Here is a 14,222-nt window from a genome sequence, read left to right as displayed (position 1 = left end):
AGAGCCGTTGGGAGCTTGGTACATTGATTGCCTTCTCCATAATCCGTCGGCAGCGCTCAAAAGGTGGAGGCGCCGCGGGCGCAAACACCTTCTTCGTCACGGCGAAAGCCTTCGCGGTGGCGCTAGTGGTCGTAACGCAAGGGTCTTTGTCCTCCTGCTCTGCTGCGGAGCCGACTTCCGGTCAGGCCGAAATTGCCGCCACGGGCGCTGCGCCCACAGGTACGCCGGCCGAAGTGATCACCGGACTGGACGTTCCATGGTCGATTGTGCTTGTCGGCGATGAGGCGCTCGTCAGCGAACGCGACGGGATGGAGATCCTTGCCTTCCGGCCCGGCGAAAGACCCCGGTCGCTCGGCACCGTGCCCAATGTAGCGACGCCGGTAGACGGCGGCGTGCTCGGCTTGGCTGCGCTCGAAAAGGAGGGGAAGGTGTGGATCTACGCCTTCCACAGCACCACCTCCGACAATCGCATTGTGCGCATGGCCTACGCGAACGGGGCGCTTGGCGACCCGGAGATCGTATTCACGGCCATTCCGGTGGGGCGCGGGCACAATGGTGGTCGCATCGCGTTCGGGCCTGATAAAATGCTCTATGTCGCGACGGGGGAGACACGCAACCCCGCGCTCTCGCAGGACCCACAATCGCTCGCCGGCAAGATCCTGCGCATCACCCCTGACGGCAAGGTGCCGGACGATAATCCCATCAAGGGCTCGGCCGTCTATTCGATCGGCCATCGCAATCCGCAGGGGCTTGCCTGGGATACCAAGGGCCAGTTGTGGGCGACGGAGTTCGGCGACAAGGGGTGGGACGAGCTCAACCGGATCGGGCCTGGCAAGAACTATGGTTGGCCGGCGGTCGAGCGGCGTGCGGGCAACCCTGCCTATGTCGATCCCGTCGTCCAGTGGCGGACGACCGAAATGGGGCCGAGCGGGCTTGCCTATATCAACGGGACCTTTTTCATCGCCGGGCTGACCGGGCAGCGGCTGTGGTCTGTAGTCGTCGACGACGCTGGACGATCGATCACTAAGGCTCACTATGCCGGCACGTACGGACGCATCCGCGATGTCGTTGCAGGCTCGAACGGGAACCTCTGGTTCGTGACGAACAACACGGACGGCCGCGGCGATACCCCGAAGCCTACCGACGACCGTATCCTGTCCGTCCAGATCGCGCCGGCACGGCCATGACGATGGTCCGCGCCCTTGTCAGCCGATCGCCGCGCATGGCGCGGTCCAACTTGTCCTCGCCGACTGTGTTCGTATGCCCCGGCCGCCGGCACGCCTTCCATTTGCGCCCTGTGTGGAAGGTTCGCTCGCAGCAACACGGCGGTGAGGACCCCGGCGCGTGGCGGTGCCTTGCCACGGAACGCACCTTCGGGTCGCGAAGCGCTCCGTCCTGTCGCCTGCGCCGGGCCTGCTCCAGAAGTATGGCTTGGCTGACGATTGGGTGCACACGCGGTGACGGTGTATCTCCAGGACGATCTGGAGGCAGTAACGGACCATGAAGATTCTGATTGTCGAGGATGAGCCAAAGACGCGGGACTATCTGCGCAAGGGCTTGTCGGAAGAAGGCTGGATTGCCGAGGTCGCTTCGACGGGACCGGAAGGTCTCTACCTGGCGCAGACCGGCATCTACGACGCAATCATTCTCGACGTCATGCTTCCTGGCCTCGACGGCTTCGGCGTGCTGCAACAACTGCGGCCCGAATGCGCGACACCAGTTATCATGCTGACCGCACGTGATCAGGTCGACGACCGGGTGCGGGGTTTGAGGGGCGGCGCAGACGATTATCTCGTCAAACCGTTCTCGTTTCGCGAGCTGCTGGCGCGCCTCGGCGTGATGGTGCGCCGTCAGCAGCCGCACCCGGCTACAACCCTCCAGGTCGGTGACCTGCACATCGATTTCATCGCGCGGCGCGTGACCCGTCAGGCTCGCCGGCTCAGCCTGACAGCCAAGGAGTTCGCGCTGCTGGAGGTCCTGGCTCGTCGGCGTTCGCACATCGTCTCCAAGACGGCGATCGCCGAGCTCGTCTGGGATATCAACTTCGACACGAACACCAACGTCGTCGAGGTTGCGGTCAAGCGGCTGAGGGCCAAGCTGGAGCAGCCGGGAGAGGAGAAGCTGCTGCATACGGTTCGCGGCATGGGCTACACGCTTGAGCCCCGTGGCGAGGTGGTCGCCGAATGAAGCGGAGCCGCTCCATTTCGCTGCGTCTGGCCATCATGTTCGGCCTCGCGACCGCCCTGGTCTCCCTGATCGCGAGCGCCGGCCTGTTCATGCAACAGTCCGCCGAGTTCAGCAGGCACAGTCTCGAGGAGCTGCGCGGCAGATATGTGATCGTCGCGCGAATGGCAGCCTTCAATGAAGATCATGGCGGATGGGCGCGCCTGACGGAAAAGTTCGCGGATTTTGAAGCGACTGATCCGGGTCTGCACTTCGTTACCGACAGCGAGGATCCCCGCTATCGTTTTGGTCCAAGCGTTCTGGCACAGGCGCAGTTCGCACGCGCAAGCGAAGGCCACGACAGCGTGGAGTTTAACGGGCGGACCTACTCGACGTTCGCAGGAACCATTTCCGCTAAAGGAGGACGGCCCGACACCCGGCTCATCATCGCCCTCGATCAGGAGCCATTGCGTGAAGCACGCAGGGCGCTTGCGCTCGGCATTCTCGCCACATCGCTGCTGACCATCATCGCGGTGTCCGGGCTTGGCTGGTGGATCGCCCGCCGGGGTCTTGAGCCGGCTGATCGCCTTTCGACGCACGCCCAGCGTCTCGGAGAAGGCGATCTCGCGCTGCGGCTCCCGACCGACGGGCTACCGTCCGAGCTGGAAGGTCTGGTGCTGTCCTTCAACGAGGCGCTCGGCCGCCTAGACCGATCCCATCGAAAACTGTCGGACTTCAACGCCGATGTCGCGCACGAACTACGGACGCCGCTCACCAACCTGATCGGCGAAACCGAACTGGCGCTCGCGCGCGAGCGTTCGCGCGACGAGCTGGCGCAGGTGTTGCGATCAAACCTCGAGGATCTGAACCGGCTCCGCTCGATCATCAACGACATGCTCTTTCTCGCCCGCGCCGACGCTGGCGGCATCGTGAGCAATCTCGTGCTGGTCGATTTGGCCGCCGAGTGCAAGCGAACCACGGAGTTCATGGAAGTTCTCTTCCAGGAGAATGACGCGACGGTCAGCATCGAGGGGCATGTGACATGCTGCGTTGAGCGTGCCCTGTTCGGGCGCGCCCTCGCCAATCTGCTCGACAACGCGATTCGGCACGGTGCCCCCAAGGGGCATGTGCTCGTCAGGGTAGAGGCCCTGGACGACGAAGTCGCTGTGACGGTCACCAACTCGGGTCCGCCAATTCCCGACTCCGCGCTCCCGCGCATCTTCGATCGCTTCTATTGTGCCGACCCGTCGCGCCGGTCCGATGGGAACACGCACGGCCTTGGTCTCGCGATCGTCAAGGCTGTTGCCCAGATGCATGGGGGCGGGGTCAGCGCCGTCAACGGCGACGGCAAGGTGACGATCGGCTTTACGCTCGCGCGCAGGATTGGCGCTGGCGCATCTCAGCCGTCCCGAACGGCAACGCAGGCCTCGTCCGCAGATGTGCCGCTCCGCGGTAGCGGGCGCCGGCCTTTCAGCCTCTCTCAGATCCGTATGCGATGGAAAAGGGCATTCCCATGACTGTACCTCGTTTCAGGCTCCGTCCTGCTCTGCGCTTCTTTCCGCGGCCTCTTGACACAGCGATGGGAGACGGACTGTGAGGCGGCGACACGATCCTTCCCGAGCGGAGGATACAATCGGAGCCGTCACGCGCCGCGACGTGCTCGAAGCCGGCGCCGTCGTCCCGCTTGTCGGCCTGGCCGTCGCAGAGGGTGCGCAAGCGCAGACCGCAGCGCCTGCCAGGTTGCCAGAGAATGGCATCACTGTCCCGATCGCCACGCGCATCAATGGTCGCGCGGTCACGCTTGAGGTGGATGCAAGGGCCTCGCTCCTCGACATGCTCCGCGAACGACTGTCGCTCACCGGCGCAAAGAAGGGCTGCGACCATGGGCAGTGTGGGGCCTGTACCGTCCATGTCGACGGACGGCGCGTGGCGTCCTGCCTCACCATGGCGGCCAAGGTGGACGGGCGCCAAGTGACGACCATCGAGGGCATCGCCGACGGCGAGACGCTGCATCCGATGCAGCAGGCCTTCATCGACCACGACGCCTTGCAATGCGGCTACTGCACGCCCGGGCAGATTATGGCCGCGATCGCCTGCGTGCGCGAAGGGCATGCGACGTCGCGCGATCAGATCCGCGAGTATCTCAGCGGCAATATCTGCCGCTGTGGCGCCTATGTCGGCATCGTCGCCGCGGTCGAACAGGCCGCTGCCCAGATGAAGGAAGCCTAGACCGTGCAGCCACTCCAATACACGCGCGCGCGCACCGCTGCCGAAGCCGTTCAGGCGTTCTCCAGGGCATCCGAGCACGCTCGCTACATCGCCGGCGGCACCACGCTGTATGACCTGATGAAGCTCGGCGTCGAGCGGCCCACCCACCTGATCGACATAGCCTCGCTGGAGGGCTTTACCCGAATTGAGACGCGGGGTGAGCGGCTGTTCTTCGGTGCAGGCGCGCTGATGGCAGATGTCGCGGAGCATACGGTCGTCCGGCGCGATTACCCCGTGCTCGCGCAGAGCCTGTCCAAGGCTGCGTCACAGCAGTTGCGGAACATGGCGAGCGTCGGCGGCAACCTCATGCAACGGACACGCTGCCTCTATTTCCGCAATGGCGCAGGTGGCGTGTACCCCTGCAACAAGCGCGAGCCCGGTTCGGGGTGCGCGGCGATCGGCGGCCTCGACCGCGGCCAGGCGGTGCTGGGCACAAGCGCGGCTTGTACCGCCGTGTCGCCAGGGGACTGGCCGGTTGCGCTGACTGCGCTTGACGCCAACGTTGAGGTGCTTGGCCCTGGCGGCGCTCGCACCATTCTGATCGAAGAGTTCTATCGGCTGCCGGAAGCGACGCCACATATCGAGTTCGCGCTGAGGTCCGGTGAGATCGTCACCGGCATATCGGTGCCCAAGACCGAGGCCGGCCGCCGCTCGACCTACCACAAAGTGCGGGATAGGCAGTCATTCGCATTTGCTCTGGCCTCGGCGGCCGTTGCGCTTTCGATGAAAGGCGACCGGATCGAGCGGGCGCACATCGCGCTCGGCGGCGTCGCAACCCGGCCCTGGCGAGCGCGGGAGACGGAGGCGCAGCTGCAAGGGCAGCGCCTCACTTACGAGCGCGCTCTCGCCGCTGCCCGTCTACCATTCGCAAACGCGCAGGCGGGCGCACAGAACGGCTTCAAGATTGAACTCGGCGCCCGCACGCTCGCGGACGCCATCATGATCGCAAGCGGAAGGAAGGCCTGATGCCTCTCGAGACAAATCCCGATCGTCCCCGCTTCGATGCGATCGAGAAGGTGACGGGCAAGCCGTTGTTCGCAGCGGACCGCCAGGTCCGCGGCGTCCTCCATGCGCGCCTCGTTCCGGCCACCATAGCCAAGGGCGATATCGAAGCCATCGATACGAGCGCCGCCGAAGCCGTTGCGGGCGTGATCCGTGTTTTGACCTGGCGGGACTTTGGCGACATCAAGGAGACGCCAGCCCTTATCGGCGGCGGCGGCCAGCAGCCGGGCTATCAGCCGATGAAGCGGCCGTCGGTGCGGCATCGCGGCGAACCCGTTGCAATGGTCGTCGCTGAAACGCTCGAAGCGGCAGTCGAAGGCGCAGAAGCGGTACGTGTCCGCTACAGGCCGGCGCCCTTTACCGCGAGGTACGATCTTCCCGGCGCAGAGCGCGAGCCGGCCCAGACCGATGAGGAAGCCGGTGACGCGGAGGCCGCCTTCAAAGCGGCGGCCCGGACGATCGATGTGCGCTACCTGCATCCCCAGCAATATCACAATCCGATTGAGATGCTGTCCACCACCGTCGACTTCGTCGATGGCAAGATCATCGTCATGGAGGGCTCGCAGAACTCAGGCGGGATCAAGACCGGGCTGGCCGCCATGCTCGGGATCGAGCCAAACAGTATAGAAGTCAGCAGTCCCTATATCGGCGGCGGGTTCGGGCAGAAGAACGGCGTTCAGCAACATACGGCGCTCGTCGTGCGCGCCGCCATGCTGATGGCTCGCCCGATCAAGCTGGTGATGCCACGCGATCAACTTTTCCACACGACGCGGCATCGTCCCTTAAGCACGCATCGCACCCGGATCGGTGCGACGCCCGCGGGTCGGATGGAAGCGGTGCTCTATGACACCGAGCAGGAGAACAGCCGGTACGACCAATATGGCGGCGCCCATGGCGAACATCCCAGTCGCATGTATGCGACGCCGAACTGGCGTTCGACCCATTGCCGCATCCGGATCGACACGCAGCCTGTCGCCCACCAACGCGCACCGCACGAACATCCTGCGAGCTACGGCACGGAATGCGCCTATGATGAACTCGCATTCGAACTTGGCGTCGATCCGGTTGCGTTGCGTCTGATGAACGATACGCAAACCGATCCCATCACCGGGGGGGGCTACACGTCCCGACGACTGGCTGAATGCCTTCGGCGCGGTGCGGCGCGCTTTGGCTGGGATAGATGGACGCCCGAAACGCGAGCACGCAAAGCGGCGAATGGCGACCTCATCGGCTTCGGCGTTGCTGCAGGCGCCTATTCAGCCTCAGGCGGCCGCGTGGCGGCCCGCCTCAGGCTGAACGCCGATGGATCGGCTCACATCGCCGTCGGCGGACATGAGATGGGTCAGGGTATGCGCAGCGCGATCGCTGCGGAGGTCATCAACGTCCTGCAGGTCGATCCGAACAAACTCACCGTCGAGGTGGGCGAGACGTCGGGCGTCCAACAAGCCATGACCGTGGGGTCGCGAGGCTGTTCGAGCGCGGCCCCTTCCGCTCGCGCTGTTGCGCTCCGGATGCGCGAGCAGTTGGCGGAACTTGTCGGGCCTGAGAATGCGAGCGGCCCCGCACATGTTGTTCTGGCTCGGGCCAAGCGGCCTTTCCTCACTGCCGAACTCGCTGCGCCAGGCGGCAATCCGCGAGGCGGAGGTGCGGGCGCGCCGCCAGGAGGCGGCCAAGCGCGGCCGTCGGGGGTCGCTCCGCCGTCCGGGCATGACGCCGGCGGACCGGGAGGTGCTCGCCCCGAGGCGCCCGAGCCTTCGGCGTTCAGCTGGATCGCGCATTTCGCCGAGGTACATGTCGATCCAAACCTCGGGCGGGTGCGGGTTCAACGCGTCGTTAGCGTGGCGGATTGCGGACGGGTGATGAATCATCGGGCGGCAGCGAGTCAGGTTCGCGGGGGGGTGGTCTGGGGCATAGGCGCTGCACTGTGCGAGATCGGCGAGGTCGATCCGCGGTACGGTCGGGTCCTCAATAACGATCTGGCCGATTATATTTTGCCGGTGAACGCAGACGTCGGCGACATCGAGGTCGAACTGCTCGATCTGCCGGATACCTCGCTCAACATCTCCGGGGTGAAGGGAGTCGGCGAGGTCGCCATTGTCGGTTCCACCGCCGCGATTGTGAACGCCGTCTATCACGCAACCGGCAAGCGTGTCCGGCACCTGCCTATCCGCATCGAGGATCTCATCTGAGGGAGCGATTACGATTTGCCCGCGAAGGCTCAAACTTGCGCGGCGGCTGTCGCGCTCACCTGCAAATTTCCAAGAGAACATGATGAACCTGCCTGATGTCCTTACGCCTACCTACCTGCAGATGCTGCGCGCGTTGTCGGCCTGGCTCGACAAGGCCGAGGCGCAGCCTCCTATGGGGGGCGGAACCGCTTCTCTCGGCCCGGCTTGCCCCCGACATGTTTCCGCTATCCACCCAGGCGCGAGGGCCAACATCGGCCGGTCTCGATTGCTCGTGGAGAGCCGCCAAGCTCTTCGTATTCAACGACGCGGCGCCTCCGAGGCTGCCGGGCGTCTTTTGCACGGCGTTGACGTCGTTCCGGGAGCGATGCAATAGAGCGCGCCTGATGCCATCATCGGTGTCCGGCCGGGCATCGATGCGATCGAGCGGGAAATGCCCGGGCGTCTATCGAGCAGCGTTGCCGGAAGCCGAATGTGGGCATGATATGTTGAGTGGCGACGGTCTCATCCCACTGTTCACCGAATTGCGGCAGGCCTTGTCGCGTTTTCTTCAATCCCGCGGAGCTTCCGCGGATGAAGCGGAAGACATTCTTCAGGACGTGTATATCAAGCTGCTCGACGAACGGTCGGGGCCGGTCGCGCAACCTCGCGCCTATCTCTACAAGATGGCCAACAATCATTTTCTCCTGCATCGACGCACCGCAGGACGGCGTGAGCGCCGCGAGGAGAAATGGGTAAGCGCGCATGGCGGCAGCGGGGAGGTGGACGATCAGCCGTCGATCGAGACCACCCTCATCGCGAGAGAGCAGCTCGCGATATTGCAGCGCCTTTTGGACGGCCTACCCGAACGGACCCGGATCATCTTTCGCCGCTTTCGCATCGACGGTGAACCCCAGCGCATGATCGCCAGCGAGCTCGGCATCAGCGTCAGCGCCGTGGAGAAACATCTCGCACGCGCCTATGAGGCAATCTCGGCTGCGAAGCTTCGGCTCGATGAGGATCATCCCGATCGGCGGAGTCTCACGGGGGAAAGAGGCCGCCATGCCATTTGAATCGACAGCGAGCATCGATGCCCGCGCCATCGCATGGCACATAAGGCTGCGCGATGGGGACGACGCGACCTGGGAAAGCTTCGCGGAATGGCTCGCAGAGGATCCGCGCCATGCGGCCGCCTATGAGGCCGTCGAGCAGGCGGATCTGGCGATCGAACCGTTGCTCCCGCACCTGATCTTGCGCGAGGCCGCGAACGATGGCGAGGAGGAGCCTGAACGGCCGATGCGGCGGGCGCGCCGATGGGTTCTGGCAGGTGGCGCGCTCGCTGCCTCGGGCGCAGCGGCTGCGCTGCTGCTGCCCAATGCGCAATCGCAGCGTTACGAAGTCGCCACCCGCCCGGGCGAACGGCGGGTGATCCAGCTCGACCCGGCCACGCAGGTCACGCTGAACGGCGCGACCCAAATGACGTTCGACCGCGCCAATCCCCGTTTCGCCTCGCTCGCAAAGGGAGAGGCGCTTTTCCAGGTCCGGCATGACAGCGCCAACCCGTTCAGGCTCGAAGTCGGCGACAATCTCGTCGAGGACGCGGGGACGATCTTCAATGTCGTCCACGAGGCCGGCGAGGTTCGCGTCGCGGTCGCCGAGGGGAGGGTCGTCTACAATCCGAGGCGGCGCCCGGTGGCACTGGATGCGGGGCAGGCGCTGGTTGACCGTGGCGCATCGCACAGGATCGACGTGGCGCAGGTTCCGGTCGAGCGCGTCGGCTCGTGGAAATACGGGTCGCTCGTCTATTCGGCGGCTCCCTTGTCACGGGTCGCCGCCGATCTGAGCCGTTCCATGGATGTTCGCATCCGTGTCGCGCCTGCCATAGCGGATCGCCCCTTCTCGGGAACGATCGCGCTCGACGGCAGCGGCTCCGAACAGTTCCGCCGCCTGCAGCTCGCCTTGAACGTGAGCCTCGAGAAGGGGCGTGACGGGTGGATCATGAGACCGGCCGGCAGTGCGACCCGCTGATGGGGTGACCGCACTCGTCGCGATAGCAATCGGCCTCGGCGCGTCCGGTGTCGCGCGGGCGCAGACGTTCAATGTCGCGCCCGGCCCGCTCGGCGACGTCGCGGCTGCGCTGGGCGCTCAGGCGAGAATCACCATCGCTGTCACCGACCCCGAGCTCGCGCGACGCCTCTCGCCAGGGGTGCGCGGCAAATTTTCCCCGCGCGTCGCGCTGGAGCGAGCGCTGCGCGGAACGGGCGCTGAGGCAGTGTTTTACGATCCCACGACCGTCCGGATCATAAAGGGGCGCGAGAAACCTCGCCCGAGCAGGAAGAAGCTGAACAGCGTCGAGGCGCCCCAGGGTACGACCGAGCCGGCCGAGATCGTCGTTACTGCCAGCAAGCAGAACATGCTGCTGGACAACTATCCCGGCTCGGCCAAGATCATCGATTTCGAACCGGCCTGGATCTCGCGCAACGGCTCGGGAGGAACGGCCGCCCTCGCGCAGACGCTGCCGACGCTCAACTCCACCAATCTCGGCCGCGGGCGCAACAAGCTCTATGTGCGCGGGATCGCCGACAGCAGCTTCAACGGCCCCACCCAGGCCACCGTCGGGCAATATCTAGGCGAGGCCCGGCTCAACTACAGCGCGCCGGATCCGGACCTGAACCTGTACGACATGAAGCGGATCGAAGTGCTCGCCGGCCCCCAGGGTACGCTGTACGGCGCGGGCTCCTTGGGGGGTGTGGTGCGGCTCGTCCCCAACCTGCCGGACGGCGAGCGGGCCTATGCGACCACGTCGAGCGGGGTGAGCGCGACGCGATTTGGCGGCATAGGAACAGACGCTGCTGCGATGCTGAACCTGCCGCTTGGCGATGGCAGCATGGCACTGCGACTGGTAGCCTATGGCACGCGCGAGCCCGGTTACATCGACGATCCTTCCCGGGGCCTGCGCGATATCAACCACAGCCGAAGCTTCGGCCAGCGCCTGATGTTCCATGCCGATGACGTGTTGGGCTGGACGATCGACGCGGGGGGCGTCTTCCAGAACATCAAGACCGACGACGGGCAATATACGCTGCGTGGCGATCCGCAGCTCGCGCGCAGCAACGTCCTCGCCCAGCCATTCCGTAACGACTATCGCCTCGCCTATGTCACGGCGCGGCGCGCGGTGCTGGGAGGCGCCGAACTCGTGTCGACGACGTCGCTGGTCTGGCATGATCTGAAGACGATATTCGATGCGACGGGATCCGACGGAACGACTTCGCCGCGGCGGTTTGAAGAAAAGAACAACATCCTCGTGCTTTCCAACGAGGCGCGGCTGGCAGGCGGCGATCCGCGGGTACCTTGGGTTGTCGGTCTCTCGGGGGTGTACAGCTTCAGTCGCCTGAGGCGTTTCCTCGGGGCGCCCGAGGATCCCGAGCGGATTGCGGGCATCGGCAACCGCCAGGGAGAGTTTTCGCTGTTCGGCCAGGCTTCGCGCCCGATCGCCCGATCGGTCGTCGCGACTGTCGGAGGCCGTCTGACCCTATCAGACGGTGCAGGAAGGCTGCTCGACGAGACCAGTGGCGGAGAAGAGGAATCGAGCAAGCCCCGCGTGCGGTTCGCGGGGAGCCTGGCGCTCGACTGGCATCTCACGCCGTCGCTCTCGGTCTTCCTCCACTATCAAGATGGATTTCGCCCGGGCGGCTTCGCAGTGGCCTCCGGCGGATCGACTACCCAAAGCCAGGAATTCCAGGCGGACGATCTCAGCCAGATGGAACTGGGGATTCGATGGCGAGACCCCGCGCGCGACCGGCTGTCCGCCCGCGCGACCATATTCGGCGTCGACTGGAACCACATTCAGGCCGATCTCGTCACCAGTTCCGGCCTGCCCACCACCGTGAACATCGGAAATGGCAGGATCTATGGTCTCGACGGCGAGGTCAGATGGCGCGCGTCGCAGGCATGGACGCTGACCGTGGCGGCCTTCCTGAACGAGAGTCATCTGGTCGGACCCGATGCGCCGGCGAACGCGGATGGGATCACGCTACCCAACATCCCGAGGGACGGGATCCGGATCGACAGCGCGTGGCGGTTCGAGCTGGGCCGCGGCGTCACGCTGACGGCCGAGACATGGGCGCGCTATGTCGGTCAATCGCATCTCGGCGCAACCCCGCCCCTGGACGTGATTCAAGGCCAGTATCTCGTTGCCGGATTGGGAGGCAGCATCGATTTCGGGCGGTTCGGCATCTCGCTGGATGTCGCGAACCTCGGTGACGCGCGTGCCAACACTTTCGCGTTCGGCAATCCCTTCGGGCTGAGTCGGCAGAACCAGATCACGCCACTGCGACCGCGGACCGTCCGACTGGGTTTCGATGCCCGTTTCTGAGCGGAGGCAAGACAAGCCACCAACCCGGCCGCCTAATCGCCTGCATTAGCAGGGGCTTCGCATGGCGCGCGAGCGGCGGCCATTTTTCTTGTGAGGCTCCTCCGACCTTTCGGTGTCTCAGGGCAGGAAGGAGAAAACCCTCATGTCCGAAGAACTGACGCCGCTCGAGAGGGCGGTGGTGGCCTTGTCGCGCCAGGATCCGATTTCGAGCCTGCGGTCGCGAGGCAGGAAGCGCGGCTGGATCCTGGGGCTGCCGCCTGGCCCGCTCCCGCTCGCCAATCCGCGCCTGGAGGCGCTGCGGCAGTACGCCATCGTCCGCCGCGTGCGGGGGAGCACCGGGGTCGAGGCGGAGCGCGGGCAGCTGTGGGAGGCCGGGTTCAGCTGCAAGAAAATAGAAGAAATCAATGACCTTGTTGACCAAAATCGACCGGAAAAGTGGACGGTGCGTCGGATGGTGAATGAATTATTCGTCTTCGGCGAAGTGATTTTCCGTCCGCGCGGCATAATTAAATAGATCAACTGATAACATGACAGGATTATTCATGAAGTTTACTAACGGTATGTCGAACAATGCGGTACGAATCGCGGTGTTTTCAATTTCTTTGTGGCCCGGTGCCGCTCTCGCGCAAACGGTTCGTGGCGAAGCGGCGGCTGCGGTGCCGATCGAGGCCGAAGCTTCGGGAGGAGGCGGAGACCATATCTCGATCGGGATCGGTGGAGCCTATATGCCTGCATATCAGGGGGCAGAGAAATACCGGTTCCAGCCCCTGCCTGCGATTGACATCCAGCTGGGCCGCTTCTTCCTCAATTTGCAGGACGGAATAGGCGCCAACCTCTTCAACAGCGAGAGCCTGACCGTGGGCGTCGGCTTCACTCCGGCAGACGGGTATCGAAGGCAGGACGCACCGGCGGGGATTGGCAAGCTTTCGGTGGGGCTGGGCGCGCGCGGCTTCGTGAAGCTTCGCCAGTTCGGGTTCGAGGCGACGCTCGGCGGCACCAAGATCCTCACCGGCAGTACCGAGGGGTTCGTCGTCGATGCGAGTCTGTCCTATCCGGTACGGATCAGCGAGAAGCTCACGCTCGTTCCTTCAGTCGGGACGACCTACGGCGACCAGAAGCACAACGACCGCTATTTCGGAGTGACCTCGCAGCAGGCGCTGGCCTCGGGACTCCCGCAATTTCGCGCCGATAGTGGCTTCATCGACGTGAAGGCGAATCTCGGTCTTCGATATCGTTTGACCGACCGGATGGGTGTCGGTGTCGGGGGCGGTGTCACGAGCCTTCTGGGTGACGTGAAGGATAGCCCGATCGTCAAGCGGAAGACGCAGCCCTACGGCATTGCGTTCGTCAGCTATAACTTCTGAGGAGGACCTGATGGGCGCCTCGTTTCACCGGCGGGGCGCCCGCTGCCGGGTCCCGCGCATCGCCAGGGTCGGGCCGATGCTCAAGACGCAGACATGCGACGGCTGCGACAAGCGCCTTTTGAACCAGGCATCCGGAACCGAAGCGAACAGAAGGGCCTCGCTGGGGGAGGGGCTGTCGATCTGCCGTTGCCTCGGCTTGAGGCGATGTGGCACGGCTTTCGCTCGGCTCCGAAAGTTGTCGCAGGGAGCGCGGCATAACGTGGCTGCCAAGCGCACGGCATTCCTCCTCGGACGGGCGCTCCTGTGGCTTGTCGGACTACTCATCCTCAGGATGATCGCCATCACGGTTGGACGGGAGCTAGGCTCAGGGCTGGTCGGGCTGATGGCCGCAGGCTTGACGTTGCTCCTGGTCATGATGCTTCGCGCTTCCCTCCTTCCGCGACGAAGGTAACCCTGGCCGCTCGTCTGGTTTCGAGGCTTCGAAAGTCTGGAGGTGCGCGGCCGAGCCCTTCGCGACTTCTACGGGGGTCCCGCATAAGGCCCACCGCGAGGCTGCGAATGCGACCATGCTCGACTCCGACAACGTGCTTCTCCTCCGGCAGGCCTGCGCGGCGAGGCAGCGGCCGGATCTGCGGCGCGGCGGCAATGAGGTGCTGCTCGTATCGGCCCATTACCTGCGGGCGAGCCCTCCAGGGCGTTTGGCGAATTCTTCGAAACTTTCATGCGACCGGCGCTGTTCGCGGCAGGGGCCAAGCCGGTCGCGGTCTTCGAATCCCAAGGCGGCCCCAACAATTTCCCGCCTTTCCCGTGCGCGAGAGGGAGCCGGTCCTGGTGTGGGTCGCCCGTTCACGGATCGGCACGCGATCGAGCAGTTCGAGGATGCCT

At 64.8% G+C, this 14,222-nt stretch carries 11 protein-coding genes and 1 pseudogene; all 12 read left to right on the top strand.

Annotated features, from left to right (window positions below; translation table 11 throughout):
* Positions 1 to 23 precede the first annotated feature (23 nt).
* The 12 genes and pseudogenes from ACMGDH_RS11010 to ACMGDH_RS10955 all read left to right on the top strand — a co-directional run bounded on the left by ACMGDH_RS11010 (position 24) and on the right by ACMGDH_RS10955 (position 13,337).
* On the top strand, positions 24 to 1,187 hold the full coding sequence (locus ACMGDH_RS11010) for a PQQ-dependent sugar dehydrogenase (RefSeq protein WP_436827970.1): 1,164 nt from the start codon (positions 24 to 26) through the stop codon (positions 1,185 to 1,187).
* Between the two features lie 313 nt (positions 1,188 to 1,500).
* The gene (locus tag ACMGDH_RS11005) at positions 1,501 to 2,187 is read left to right on the top strand and encodes a heavy metal response regulator transcription factor (protein ID WP_436827969.1); all 687 of its coding nucleotides are present in this window, start codon (positions 1,501 to 1,503) and stop codon (positions 2,185 to 2,187) included.
* The gene (locus ACMGDH_RS11000) at positions 2,184 to 3,680 is read left to right on the top strand and encodes a heavy metal sensor histidine kinase (RefSeq protein ID WP_436827968.1); all 1,497 of its coding nucleotides are present in this window, start codon (positions 2,184 to 2,186) and stop codon (positions 3,678 to 3,680) included. The genes ACMGDH_RS11005 and ACMGDH_RS11000 overlap by 4 nt, the downstream gene beginning before the upstream one ends.
* A 139-nt stretch (positions 3,681 to 3,819) precedes the next feature.
* Positions 3,820 to 4,392 (top strand): (2Fe-2S)-binding protein, encoded by a 573-nt coding sequence (locus tag ACMGDH_RS10995; protein WP_436827967.1) that lies wholly within the window; start codon positions 3,820 to 3,822, stop codon positions 4,390 to 4,392.
* Between the two features lie 3 nt (positions 4,393 to 4,395).
* A complete protein-coding gene (locus tag ACMGDH_RS10990) occupies positions 4,396 to 5,397 on the top strand; it encodes an FAD binding domain-containing protein (RefSeq protein ID WP_436827966.1) in 1,002 nt (333 codons plus the stop codon).
* A complete protein-coding gene (locus tag ACMGDH_RS10985; protein WP_436827965.1) occupies positions 5,397 to 7,622 on the top strand; it encodes a xanthine dehydrogenase family protein molybdopterin-binding subunit in 2,226 nt (741 codons plus the stop codon). Before ACMGDH_RS10990 ends, ACMGDH_RS10985 begins: the two co-directional genes overlap by 1 nt.
* Positions 7,623 to 7,704: 82 nt before the next feature.
* Positions 7,705 to 7,864 (top strand): annotated as a pseudogene (locus ACMGDH_RS10980) (DUF1993 family protein); the annotation flags it as partial.
* 141 nt (positions 7,865 to 8,005) lie between these two features.
* On the top strand, positions 8,006 to 8,671 hold the full coding sequence (locus ACMGDH_RS10975) for an RNA polymerase sigma factor (protein WP_436828248.1): 666 nt from the start codon (positions 8,006 to 8,008) through the stop codon (positions 8,669 to 8,671).
* The gene (locus ACMGDH_RS10970; RefSeq protein WP_436827964.1) at positions 8,661 to 9,626 is read left to right on the top strand and encodes a FecR family protein; all 966 of its coding nucleotides are present in this window, start codon (positions 8,661 to 8,663) and stop codon (positions 9,624 to 9,626) included. Before ACMGDH_RS10975 ends, ACMGDH_RS10970 begins: the two co-directional genes overlap by 11 nt.
* 4 nt (positions 9,627 to 9,630) lie before the next feature.
* A complete protein-coding gene (locus ACMGDH_RS10965) occupies positions 9,631 to 11,973 on the top strand; it encodes a TonB-dependent receptor (RefSeq protein ID WP_436827963.1) in 2,343 nt (780 codons plus the stop codon).
* A 142-nt stretch (positions 11,974 to 12,115) separates the two neighbouring features.
* On the top strand, positions 12,116 to 12,487 hold the full coding sequence (locus ACMGDH_RS10960) for a hypothetical protein (protein ID WP_436827962.1): 372 nt from the start codon (positions 12,116 to 12,118) through the stop codon (positions 12,485 to 12,487).
* 28 nt (positions 12,488 to 12,515) lie between these two features.
* Positions 12,516 to 13,337: a MipA/OmpV family protein gene (locus ACMGDH_RS10955; RefSeq protein WP_436827961.1), complete on the top strand. Its 822-nt coding sequence runs from the start codon at positions 12,516 to 12,518 to the stop codon at positions 13,335 to 13,337.
* Positions 13,338 to 14,222: the final 885 nt, after the last annotated feature.

Source organism: Sphingomonas radicis (assembly GCF_051400635.1).
Classification (GTDB): Bacteria; Pseudomonadota; Alphaproteobacteria; order Sphingomonadales; family Sphingomonadaceae; genus Sphingomonas.
Note: the sequence above shows the minus strand (reverse complement) of the source record. Positions and strands in the feature narration are given on the sequence as shown.